Below are 11,425 nucleotides of genomic sequence, written 5' to 3'. Positions count from 1 at the left end.
GGCATCCGGGCCGGACCCGGATGCCGCCGCCGGCGCGTCAGCTGGCCGGGCCGATGAGCCGCCAGGGTTCCAGGTCCGAGTTGGCCCCGGTGCCGGGCACGTTGCCCTGGGTCCACCACTTGGCCTGCCAGACCTTGCCGGCGTACTTCACGGTGATGTTCTCCACCGACTGGGTCGCCGGGTTGTAGACCTTGCCGGCGTCCCAGGCCGGCGCCGAGCATCCGCCGGTCGCCGGGATCACCCTCGCGGCACCCCGGTTCTGCTCCGGCACCGAGGAGAACGTGGTGCCGCCCAGCTTGAGTGTGGTGTTCACCGGCCCGGTCGCCGGGATGTAGTAGATGATCGGCACGTCCAGGCTCTGTCCGGCCGGGATGATCTGGCAGTAGTCCAGGGTGAGGCTGACCCGGTGGAAGGCACCGGAGAGCCCGGTGCCGACATTCGGGCCGGTGTGCCCGGCCTGCACCTGCCACCTGCCGCCCTGGGCGCCGGTCTGCCAGTTGCCGTCCTTGATCAGCGGGGGCGTCGAGGTCGGCAGGTCGAAGGAGATGACGTTGTCCATGCCGCCACCGATGGTCACCCCGGTGGTGTTGCTGATCCGGACGGTCGGGGTCAGCGGCCACAGACTCGCCGTGTCGGTCGGGTAGCGGATCAGGTCGACTGTCACGTCGAGGGCCAGTGCCGGACGCTGCACCGAACTGCCGGCGCTGCGGTTGTCGCCGTACGCGGCGGCGCCCTGGAGCCGATCGTGCAGCCGGTTGGTCAGGGTGTAGCCCATCACGCAGGGGTTGTCCGGGGTCGCCTCGGCCGGGCACTCGTAGTCACCGGAGAGTTCCCACATCATCACGCCACCCGCGCCCTTGCGGTTGACGTAGTCCACGACGTGGTCCAGCCCCTCGGTGTCCTGGATGGAGAGGTAGGTCTTCTTCTCCGGGTTCCACAGCCAGGCGGTGCGGGTGGTCGCGTCCCAGTGCCGGTCGTACGTGCCGGTGCGCCGGTCGTTCGGGTCGCTGTCCGGGGCGAGGCCTACCGCGTTGGCGTAGCGGGGGGTGAGGTCGCGTTCCAGGTTCTTGGCATGCCACATCGGGTTGACCCCCGCACCGACCTCCCGACCGTTGGCGTCGCGGTCGTGCCAGATGTTGTCGATGCCGACCGCGCCGTCGCCGCAGGGACGGACCAGGCCGGTGCCCGGCTGGCAGGTGCTGCCGACGGATCTGCCCCACATGCCGTTGCTGCCGCCGGTGACGTTGCGCCAGCCCCGGCTGTAGTACGGGATGCCGATGTTGATGCGTCCGGCCTGCATGGCGCCGCGCAGGTGGTGGAAGGCCCAGTCGGTGTTGAAGTAGCCGATCTTCTGGTATTCCGGTGTGGAGTACAGGTCGCTCAGCTCCGGGTCCTTGCCGTCGTCGTGCAGGGCGGCGTTCGGGCCGACCACGTCGTTCCAGGAGCCGTGGTAGTCGTACGCCATGAGGTTTGTGTAGTCCTGGTAGCGCAGCGCCTTCTGGTTCTCCATGCCCCGCACGAGATAGCCGGAGGCCGACGTGGCGGAGGTGAGGAGGTAGTAGCGACCGTTGGTCGCGGACGCCCGGTCCAGCTTCTCGCGCAGCGTCTTCATCAGGGCCGTGTACGAGGTCGGCAGTCCCTTGCGGCGGGGCCGCGCATCGCCCCAGTCGTTCGGGTTGCCGGTGTCGTCCAGCACCGTCGGGTACTCGAAGTCGATGTCGACGCCGTCGAAGCCGTACCGGCCGAGGAAGTCGACGACCGAGTCGGAGAAGGTGTTGATGCCGGCCTGGTTGGTCGTACCGTCGGCGTTGGTGGTCATGCCGTAGAAGCCGCGGCTCTCCGCCCAGCCGCCCACCGAGATCAGCGTCTTCACCCGGGGGTGCAGACGCTTGTAGGTGGTCAGCAGGTTGAAGTGCCCCCGGTACGGCAGGCTCTGGTCCATCTCCGTGCCGGGGACGGACCAGGTCATACCGGTGGCCGGGTTGTTCGGGCCGTCCGCACCGACCGAGATCCGGTTGTTCTCGACCCGGGCGAACGCGTAGTTGATGTGCGTCAGCCGGGACCACGGCATGTTCTTGACCAGGTAGTAGGGCTTGCCGTCGGCCCCGGTGCGGCTGCCGTTGAAGTAGCCGATCACCCGGCGGCTCCGGCCCTGGCCGAGCCACTCCCGGCCGTCGCCCTGGTAGACCCGGCAGTAGGGGGTGCTGGTGCCGGCGGTCGGGATCATGCCGTCCGGGCGGCACTGCGCGTGGTCGGTCGGCACCACCGGCCGGGTGCCTCCGTTGTCACCGCCGGCATGCTGCTCCATCGGGTCGCCGGCCCCGCCGTTGCGGCTGCCGCCGGCCCGACCGGCGGGATTGCGGGTGACGATCTCGTCGATCAGCTTTCCGCCCGGGAAGTCCATCATCACGATGCCGAGCCGGTCCATGGTCTGGCGTCCACCGAAGTTGCCCGCCCGGTTCGGGTAGAACTCCGGGCACCTGTCGTTGCTGGCCCGCAGGCACTGGATGAGGAACTCGTTGACCCCGGTCGCCGTCGGGGTGCCACCGGCGACCGTGTACGGGTGGGCCCAGTCCCCCGTGCCGCTGGTGTAGTTCAGGTAGAGCGAGCCCGGCTCGTGGTCGTGCCGGGTCTGCTCGCCACGGTTGGCGTCCCACACCCCGTTGGTCTTGCGCAGGTGCGCCCGGACCTTCTCCCACTTGTCGTCGATGTCGCTGACCTGGGGAACGCTGTAGTCGTCCTGCGCGTAACCCTCGTAGGAGCCGCCGGCCGGGTAGAGCTGCCCGATGCCGTAGCCGCCGTAGATGCCGCCGGCCGGTCCGCGGAACCCGAGCAGGACGATCTTCCCGCGTACGGCGCCGAGGGTCGGCGTGGTCGTCTGTTCGACACCGTTGACGGAGTTGCTCCAGAACAGGCTTCCCCAGGCCCTGCCCTGCCTGGTCTCGTCACCGTTGCCGGTGTGGTAGCGGCCGGTGAGGTACGAGTCGAAGACCTTCCGGCGCCACTCGGTGCTGTCGTAGCCCTGCGCGTCGGCACAACTCGCTCCGCTGCCCAGGCACTCGGCCTTGAGGTTCAGCAGCAGCGTCTCGGTCGGGTTCGCCCGCAGAAAGGTCTCGATCTTCGTGAGCACGTCGGTGAAGTTGGCCCACTGGTAGTAGACCCCGTGGTGGACGGTGAACGTCAGTCCGGCGTCACCCTTGTCCACCCGGACCCGGATGTCGATCGACCGGATGCCGGCGTCCAGTTGGGTGGCAAGGGTCTCGGCGCTGTAGCCGTGGCGTTCCTGCGTCTGGGTGAGGCTCGTCGAGATGAACTCGCAGTCGCCGTTACCCGCCGACTGGCCGCAGAGCGCGAGGGTGTCGTGGGTGCCGGGAATCGATAGGTCGGCCAGGCTGGCGTCGTCCGACACCCGGGACATCCAGTCCCGGTTCGCTTCGGAGGCTGATTCGATGGTGCCGTAGTGGTCGTTGGCGAAGGCCGGTGCGGCCGGTCCGGCGACGGCTGTCGCGGTCGTCGCGACCAGGGTGGTGGCGAGCAACGCGACGACCAGCCGTGGCGGCCGTGTGCGCCGCGACCACCTGAGGTTCGGCCTCTTCGCCGAACCCGGTGGGGCGGATGCTGAGTGTGTCGTCGACATGGCAGACCTCCGGCAGGCGTGATCGCGCGCACGACCACGCATCGATGGAACTGCCTGAAGTCTTGGCACCGCGCCGCGTCGAGACATCTGTCAAATGACGACTGGTCTTCTTACTCGCCCGCGCCGTACGGCCGGAGCGGTGCAGGTGGCGCGTCAGCTCGCCTACCCACCGAAGCGGGCGCGGATGTCGCTCGGGTAGGACCCCTTCTGCCAGATCACCGAGAATCGACCCGTCGGGCTGGACGCCGGCTGCGCGTAGCGCCCGTCCGGGGCGAGGATCTCGGGCGCCCCGAACACGCCGTCCGACCCGATCGTCCGGGCGTGCACCTGGCTTGTGGAGAAGTCCGGGCTGGGTGCCTGCCAGGTGACGAGGCCGTCGCCGTCGTCGTCCAGGGTGAGCTTCGGCCAGTCGCCGGCGCCGAGCCGGGTGACCGGGCCGAGGGCGCCGGTGCTGGAGATCGAGCGGGCGAAGACCTGCCTGCCGTCGGAGGTCCAGCGGCCCCAGGTCAGCACCGCGTCACCGTCGAGGTCGCCGGCGAGTTCGTCGAAGAGCGTCAGCTCGTGGGCGGCCGGCGACACGCTGATGACGCTGCCCAACGTGTCGGTGTGGCGGTAGTGCCGCACCCGCAGGCGAGGCAGTTCACCTTCTTTCACCCAGCGGTAGCTGATCACCGCGTCTCCGTCCCGGTCCAGAGCGAGGGAGACGCTCGCGTACCTGATATCGGTGGCCGTCCCGGCGATGACGCGCAGCGGTGCGACGCCCTCCGGGCGGACCCGGCGCGCGACGACCCGCTCGTAGCTCTCCGTCCAGGCGACGACGGCGGTCCCGGTGCGGTCGACGGCCACGACCGGCTGGTCGACGCCGACGCCCAGGGTCAGCTCCGGGCCGAGCGAGCTGTCCGCGCCGAAGTAGCGGGCCTTCGTCGTGTACGCGCCGTCGCGGATCTCCGTCCAGGTGACAAGCGCCAGACCCGAGGGGTCGACCGCGACGGCCGGACTGACCCCGTGCCACGTTGCGATCATCTGTAGCGGCCCCAGGTCGCCGGTGGCGGACACCCGCCGGCCCGCCACGAGACCGTCCTGTGTCCACACCACCGCGGAGTCGCCGTCGTCGTCGGACGCGACCTTGGGCCAGGACGCGGACGCGCCGAGCGGCGACAGGGTCTGGACCGGCCCGAGCACGCCGTCGACCGACACGGTCTGCGCCTTCACCTGGTCGTAGCAGCCGCTCGCGGCGCTGTCGCAGCCAGCCCAAGCGAGCAGTGCGTCACCCTGCCGGTCGACCGCGACGAAGGGCTGGTCCTGCCCGCTCCAACCGGCCTCCGACACGACCTGGGTCGGGGACCAGGTGGCCGCCCACGCCGGTGCCGGGATGACCGCCACGGCGGCCATCGCGCCGACCACGGCGGCGGTGAGCTGTCGCGCGCGCCGTCTGGCCACTGCTCGGTCTGCTCGGTGCATCGTCGCCCCCTCGATCGATGAACGTGGTTGATCCAGAGCATCGTGCCATCGACTCGGCGGCACCGCTCGCCGGAAGCGGGTACGCGAAGCGCCCCGACCCCTCTGCCCGCACTCAAGGCGATGGGTCGGCCCGCCGTACGAACGGCAGGCTGACCCGCACCCTGGACCTGATCAGAGCACTAGCAGGGCTTGGCGTACCGGTACGGGTCGAACTCCACCCAGCTCGCGCCGGCTCCGTCGACGAAGCCGTGGGCTTCGTTGCCGTTCTGGTCCAGTAGATAGGCCCAGTAGCTCGGAGTCTGGTTGTTGTAGACGGACCCCCAGCCGTTCCAGTTGAACAACGCGTAGTTGCGGCAGGCGTACATCACGAACCTGGGTCGCGCAGGAGCAGCCGGGCCAGCGCGAGATGCTGCGCCGGTGCGGGTGGCATCGGGCCGGCTGCCCTGTCCAGGACGTCGCGTGACGCCCGGTCGCTCGCGCCGACCGTGGGCGGAGCGCTGCGGAGGCGTTCGTCGTCGGCGTCCGGCCCGGCGTAGGTGAGATTGTCGCGCAGGGTGCCCGTGAAGACGTGCGTCTCCTGCGACACCAGGCCGATCCAGTCGCGTAGCACGGCGGGGTCCAGGTCGGCGACATCGACCGTGGTGTCCGGGCCCGGTGATTCTTCGCAGTCGTGGCGATCGCGATCCCGGGTGCGGCCCGGACAGCGGGGACGGCGTCAGGCTGCGGGCGGGACGATGATGGTCTTACCCGGCAGCTCACCCGCGCCGGCCTGGGCGTGCAGGGCGGCCAGGTCGGCAAGCGCCACTCGCTGAGCGACCTGGATCCGCAGCTCACCGGTGCTGACACGCGCGGCCAGGTCGGCGAGCTGGTCGGCATCGCTGCGGACGAAGAGGTCGATGCCGCGTACATTGCGTTCTTCGTCGGAGGGGGCGGGCATCCAGACTGTGGTGTTGACCAGGGCGCCGCCGTCACGGATCAGTGGCACAAGCGCGGCCAGCTGCTCCGGGGTGACCGGCGCGAGGTTGAGGACGAGGTCGACCGGTTCGGTCACCGCCCCGGTCACGTCGGTGGTGGTGTGGTCGATCACCTGGTCGGCACCGGCGGCCTTGACACGCTCGGCGCTGCTGGGGCCGGCCGTGGCCAGCACCTGGGCCCCGATCTCCTTGGCCAGCTGCACCGCGTACCCGCCGACTGCACCGCTGGCGCCGTTGATCAGCACTCGTTGGCCGGCGGTCAGCTTGCCGTGCTCGAACAGCGCCTGCCACGCGGTCAGCCCCACCAGCGGGAGCGCCGCCGCGTCGGCCAGCGGCACGTTCCTGGGCGCCCCCGTCAAGATCTCCGCGGGCGCGATGACGTACTCGGCGGCCGCCCCCACCCCGGTCATCGGCAGGAAACCGATGACCTCGTCACCGACTGCGACCTCGTCCACGTCGTCGCCGAGCGCGTCGACAGTGCCGGCGACGTCGATACCGGGGGTGTGCGGCAGCTCGACCGGGATGGGACCCTGCATGAAACCCGCACGGATGTTGCCGTCGACACCGTTGAAGGACGTCGCGGCGACACGGATGCGCACCTGCCCGACGCCGGGGGTGGGCTGCTCGACGTCCTCGTAACGCAGAACCTCGGGGCCGCCGTACTCGTGAAAACGCACTGCCTTCATCGCTGAACCTGCTTCCGTGAGAGCGCCGTCTTGGCGAACTCAATCTGGCAGGATCCGGCACGGTTATCCTGGGCCGGCTTGGCCCACCTTGATGATGGCGGGTGGGCCTGCGTCGACGACGATCTCGGCCAGACGCGCCGCGTCGGCCGACCCCGGCGCCGCGGTGAGCAGCAGAGCCCCCAGGTCGTCGCCCGGGATGGCGAGCAGGCTGCCGACGAGCGTGACAGCGGTCCCGTCCGGATGGACGAACGCGGCACTGCTCTCGTAGGCGGTCACCGGTCGTGGCGCGCGCCACAGGGTGTCGAACAGGCGGCTTCGGGTCCGCATCTCCTCCACCAGCGCGGCCAAGGACACGTCGGCGGGGTACCGCAGCACCGCGGCCTGCAGACGGAGGACGAGAACCGCCTGATGATCTGTCGCGTCAGCCGTGGACTGCTGGAAGCCGTCGAACGGAGCGCAGAACGTCCGCCAGGCGACGTTCCACTCCCAGGGTTCCCCGGTGAGGTTCCAGTGCCCCAGGGCCAGGAACGCGCTGTTCACCGCGACCAGGTTCATCGCCGCGTCGGAGACGAACATCGGGGTGTCGGTGAACCGCTCCAGCAGCCGCATCGCCCCCGGGCCGACCTCGTTCGGCACCCGGCCGTCCGCGGCGGCGTACCCGGCCAGCGCGCAGAGCCGCTCGTAGTCGGCCCGCTCGACCCGTAACGCGCGAGCGATGGCATTCACCACGCCGACCGACGGGTGGCTGCGCCCCTGCTCCAACCGGCGTACGTAGTCCGCGGACATGCCCGCGAGCTCGCCGAGTTCCTCCCGCCGAAGCCCTTGCACCCGCCGACGCCCGACCGGCAGCCCGACAGTCGTCGGCGCCGTACGCTCCCGCAGCTGGCGCACCGCAGCGCCGAACTCGTCCCGTTCCACGACCCAAGTGTGCCCGGCCGAGCAGTGCGCCCCTCCCGCTCGGGCGGCCGTGATCCACCTCGCAGCACTTGCCCCTCACATCAACGTGAGGTTCTAGCGTTGTCGGCATGCAGATCAACGGCTCAACAGCTCTCGTGACCGGCGCCAACCGCGGACTCGGCAAGGCCTTCGCCGAGGCACTCCTCGCCCGCGGCGCCACCGTCTACGCGACCGCGCGTCGCCTGGAGAGCATCGACATCCCCGGTGCGACAGCACTCCAGTTGGACATCACGGATCCAGCGTCCATCGAGGCCGCGGCCGGCAAGGTGGGCGACCTCGACATCCTCGTCAACAACGCCGGCACCTCCACGGAAGCCCCGCTGCTCGGTCCCTCGACGGAGAACATCCGCCGCGACTTCGACACCAACTTCTGGGGCACCCTCAACGTCACCCGCGCCTTCGCGCCGAGGCTGGCCGGTGGCGCCATTCTGAACGTCATCTCGGCGCTGAGCTGGTACACCTTCGCCCCCGGCAGCAACGGCTACGCCGCCTCCAAGGCCGCCGAGTGGTCCCTGACGAACGGTATCCGCCTCGAGTTGGCCGACCAGAAGACCCTGGTCACCGCCCTGGCGCTGGCGATCGCCGACACGGACATGATGGCGGGCATCGACATCCCCAAGCTCCCGCCTCACGAGGTGGTCACCCAGGCTCTCGACGGACTGGAAGCGGGCAAGATCGAAGTCATCGCCGACGAGCCCACCGCCAGGGTCAAGGCCTCCCTCTCCCGCGACCCCTCCCTCTTCTACGCCGACATCACCGGCAACCTCTTCGGGTGATCTCGCCAGCACCACGCCTCCGCGTGGACCGCGGTCGCCACGTCACCGTTTGCGTCGAGGTCCGACCATAGGATCGGCGAACATCGATCGGAATACGTTCGCCGTCCCTTGCAGGAGGTGTCGTGCCGGACCTGATCGTGGCGCTCCGACAACGGATCGACGTCAATGCCCCGCGCGCCGTCGACGCCTACCAGCGAGAGGTGCCCGAGTACGCGTCGCCGGCGCCGGAGCAGCTCACGCACATGCTCGACTTCGCGCGTTTCATCCGGCGGGTGAGTCTGGAGCGCGTACGGGACGACACGCCGCTCGACGAGGACGACCTGGCGGCCATCGGTAACGTCGGCCGACGACGGGGCGAGGATCGGCTCTCGCTGGCGTCGCAGCGGCAGGCGCTCAGCACGCATACCGCACTGATGCTGCGCGATGTGGTGGAGACCGCCAGCAGTGCGGCGAGCCCGATGCCGAACACGCGACGTCTGAGCATCTTCCGCTCCTACGAATCGTTCCCCCGAAGTGGCAGGGGAATGAGAAACATGGTGAGGAACTATTCAGCGAAGGGCGTGCCGGCGTCTTCGTGAACAATCGCAAACCTGCGTCCTGGTCGACTCCTGTCATTGTCACGCCGCACAACGGGAGGCGCCGCCCCTGACAGGTGGGCACCCTGGCTGCGGGTGAGCGGGATGGTTGCTCGATCCGCTGTCCTGTCCGGGCCCTTGTCCGGGACAGCCGTACCGCCGCTGGTGAACCGCCGCGCGGCTGTCCCGGACGCGACGGCGCGATTGCCGGTCAGCACCCACGGATATCTGATGGGTGTCAGCGAGGCAGTCACAAGGATCGCCTCAATTCACCGATTACGAGGTGAACAGCATGAACGAGAAGACGATGGCCTACGAGGCCCCCGCGCTGGTCGAGGTCGGCGACTTCACCGAACTCACCCGCATCACCAACGCCGGCGAGTGGTCCGACCTGTGGGGCGGATGGTGGGACCTCTGAGTCGAATCGACCTACCTACCGGTGGACGACTGACGCGCATCACCTGACGCACGTCGAACACCGCATCCACGCGCCGGGGTGGTCGGCCAACTGCACCAGGGCTGACCACCCCGGCGTCATGCGTCCAGACGGAACTCGCCGAAGGGAACGGACATGCGGTTCATCATCCTTTCCGACCACGAGTCGTCGGCGGCCCTGGCTCGGCGCCATGGCGGCGAACAGACGATCCGGCATCCGTCCGGACGGCCGTGGATCGTCGGAGACTGGGAGCACGACGACATCGTCGTGGCCCGTGCCGGTGACCGTGCCCTGGCGCTCCTGGGCCGGACCGCCGAGACCAGCGAGAGCCTCACTAGGCGCCTCGACGCCGTCCGAGGCGTCGCCGACCTGGACTCGGTCGCAAGGAGTGTGCCGGGCTGCTATCACCTCATCGCGTCGGTCGGCGGGGTCACCCGGGCACAGGGCAATCTGTCCAACCGCTACCAACTCTTCACCGGGACGGTCGACCGGGTCGCGGTCGCGGCCGACCGCGCCGACACGATCGCCGTCCTGACCGGCGCCGGCATCGACCATGAAGCCGTCGTGCTGCAACTCGTCGCACCCTTCGGGCCGCCGTGGCCGCTGCGGGAGCGATGTGTCTGGCAGGGCGTCGAACAGGTCCCGGGCGGACGTTTCGTCGTCCTGCACGGCGGTGAACCGGTCGCGCGATGCCGTCGATGGTGGACGCCGCCGGAGCCGGAGCTGTCACTTGCCGACGGTGCGCAAGCCGTGCGGACCGCACTTGTCGCGGCCGTCGCCGCACGCGTCCCGCGCGACGACGGGTCGCTCAGCGCTGATCTCTCCGGCGGTCTGGACTCGACAAGCCTCTGCTTCGCCGCCGCCGCCACCGGGGTCGACCCGACGACGTTCCGCTTCGCGCCGTTGGACGAGTCGAACGAGGACGAGCGGTGGGCGGGGTGGTGCGAGGAACTACTGCCGGGCAAGCATCTGGTGGTCCCGGGCGACGCGGCGCCCTCCTGGTACGAGGTCACCGAGGATGACGACATCGAAGGACCGTTCCCGTTCGTCCGTACACGGGCACTGGCCGGGTTCATTGCGGCGCACGTCGGGGCCTACGGCTCCCGGCGTCACCTCCAGGGGATCGGCGGCGACGAACTCTTCTCCGCCAGCACGTTGACCCTGCACGATCTGGCTCGGCGCCATCCCACCGCCGCCGCACGGCAGATCCTGACCACCAAGGCGATGCGCCGCTGGTCGGTCGCCACGACAACCCGTTTTCTCCTCTCCGGCGTGCCCTACCACCGGTGGTTGGCGCGCAGCGGCCGGCTGCTGACCGCGCCGCCCCATCAGATGACGCACGCGAACTGGGAGATCGCCACGACCCTCCCGCCGTGGATCACCGCGGACGCCGCGGATGTCGCGCGACGCCTCTACCGGGACATGGCCGCGAGCCGACCCCGACCGGAGGCCACCCCACCCGCGCAGCACGAGATGATCCGGATCACCCAGTTCAACGGGGCGGCTGCACGGCGCAGTTCGCGGGTCGCCGAACGTGCCGGCGTCACACTCGAGAACCCGTACCTCGATGACCAGGTGCTGAACGCGGCGCTGTCGGTACGCTTCGCCGACCGGATGGTCGGCGGCCGGTTCAAGCCGGTGCTCGGCGAGGCGATGCGGGGCATCATCCCCAACGGGTTGCTCGACCGGCGGACCAAGGGCGACTACAGCGCCGAACAGTTCGCCGGGCTGCGTCGGCACCGCGGCGATCTGCTCACGCTCTTCGACGACGCCGAACTGGCCCGGATGGGTCTCATCGACGCCGATCGGCTGCGCGCCGACGTCTTCGGCGTCCTGCCGAGCGCAAAGCCACTGATCCCGTTCGAACGGACCCTGTCCTGCGAGGCATGGCTTCGCGACGTGGCCCGAGCCGCCTGAAGGAGA

10 protein-coding genes are annotated in these 11,425 nt (G+C 69.7%); 4 read left to right on the top strand and 6 right to left on the bottom strand.

The genetic code is table 11. From position 1 onward, the window contains the following. Positions 1–37 precede the first annotated feature (37 nt). From ACWER9_RS09965 to ACWER9_RS09940, 6 genes are all read right to left on the bottom strand, one after another. On the bottom strand, positions 38–3,538 hold the full coding sequence (locus ACWER9_RS09965; protein ID WP_452301467.1) for a phosphatidylinositol-specific phospholipase C domain-containing protein: 3,501 nt from the start codon (positions 3,536–3,538) through the stop codon (positions 38–40). A gap of 261 nt (positions 3,539–3,799) precedes the next feature. Next, the gene (locus tag ACWER9_RS09960) at positions 3,800–5,077 is read right to left on the bottom strand and encodes a hypothetical protein (RefSeq protein ID WP_452301466.1); all 1,278 of its coding nucleotides are present in this window, start codon (positions 5,075–5,077) and stop codon (positions 3,800–3,802) included. A 200-nt stretch (positions 5,078–5,277) separates the two neighbouring features. Continuing rightward, entirely contained in the window at positions 5,278–5,463 is a 186-nt protein-coding gene (locus tag ACWER9_RS09955) for a hypothetical protein (RefSeq protein WP_452301465.1), read from the bottom strand. Continuing rightward, on the bottom strand, positions 5,463–5,708 hold the full coding sequence (locus ACWER9_RS09950) for a hypothetical protein (protein WP_452301464.1): 246 nt from the start codon (positions 5,706–5,708) through the stop codon (positions 5,463–5,465). Before ACWER9_RS09950 ends, ACWER9_RS09955 begins: the two co-directional genes overlap by 1 nt. Before the next feature lie 105 nt (positions 5,709–5,813). Beyond that, the gene (locus ACWER9_RS09945; protein ID WP_452301463.1) at positions 5,814–6,758 is read right to left on the bottom strand and encodes an NADP-dependent oxidoreductase; all 945 of its coding nucleotides are present in this window, start codon (positions 6,756–6,758) and stop codon (positions 5,814–5,816) included. 63 nt (positions 6,759–6,821) lie between these two features. After that, positions 6,822–7,676 carry a helix-turn-helix domain-containing protein gene (locus ACWER9_RS09940; RefSeq protein ID WP_452301462.1) on the bottom strand — a complete coding sequence of 285 codons (855 nt, stop codon included), beginning with the start codon at positions 7,674–7,676 and terminating at the stop codon, positions 6,822–6,824. Between the two features lie 107 nt (positions 7,677–7,783). Between ACWER9_RS09940 and ACWER9_RS09935 the strand changes: the two genes are divergently transcribed. The 4 genes from ACWER9_RS09935 (at position 7,784) to ACWER9_RS09920 (ending at position 11,419) form a co-directional block, all read left to right on the top strand. Beyond that, positions 7,784–8,491 (top strand): SDR family oxidoreductase, encoded by a 708-nt coding sequence (locus ACWER9_RS09935; RefSeq protein ID WP_452301461.1) that lies wholly within the window; start codon positions 7,784–7,786, stop codon positions 8,489–8,491. A gap of 122 nt (positions 8,492–8,613) precedes the next feature. Next, entirely contained in the window at positions 8,614–9,069 is a 456-nt protein-coding gene (locus ACWER9_RS09930; protein WP_452301460.1) for a hypothetical protein, read from the top strand. A 289-nt stretch (positions 9,070–9,358) separates the two neighbouring features. Then, a complete protein-coding gene (locus ACWER9_RS09925; protein WP_452301459.1) occupies positions 9,359–9,484 on the top strand; it encodes a lasso RiPP family leader peptide-containing protein in 126 nt (41 codons plus the stop codon). 153 nt (positions 9,485–9,637) lie between these two features. Next, positions 9,638–11,419 carry an asparagine synthase-related protein gene (locus tag ACWER9_RS09920; RefSeq protein ID WP_452301458.1) on the top strand — a complete coding sequence of 594 codons (1,782 nt, stop codon included), beginning with the start codon at positions 9,638–9,640 and terminating at the stop codon, positions 11,417–11,419. Positions 11,420–11,425 lie beyond the last annotated feature (6 nt).

The sequence above is a fragment of the Micromonospora sp. NPDC003944 genome (assembly GCF_053605225.1).
This window is presented reverse-complemented; position numbering and strand designations above follow the sequence as displayed.

What these genes read in the sequence shown, in the direction of transcription:
- ACWER9_RS09955 (WP_452301465.1), bottom strand. Translation starts at nt 5,463, where the DNA reads ATGTACGCCTGCCGCAACTACGCGTTGTTCAACTGGAACGGCTGGGGG.
- ACWER9_RS09945 (WP_452301463.1), bottom strand. Translation starts at nt 6,758, where the DNA reads ATGAAGGCAGTGCGTTTTCACGAGTACGGCGGCCCCGAGGTTCTGCGT.
- ACWER9_RS09935 (WP_452301461.1), top strand. Translation starts at nt 7,784, where the DNA reads ATGCAGATCAACGGCTCAACAGCTCTCGTGACCGGCGCCAACCGCGGA.
- ACWER9_RS09925 (WP_452301459.1), top strand. Translation starts at nt 9,359, where the DNA reads ATGAACGAGAAGACGATGGCCTACGAGGCCCCCGCGCTGGTCGAGGTC.
- ACWER9_RS09920 (WP_452301458.1), top strand. Translation starts at nt 9,638, where the DNA reads ATGCGGTTCATCATCCTTTCCGACCACGAGTCGTCGGCGGCCCTGGCT.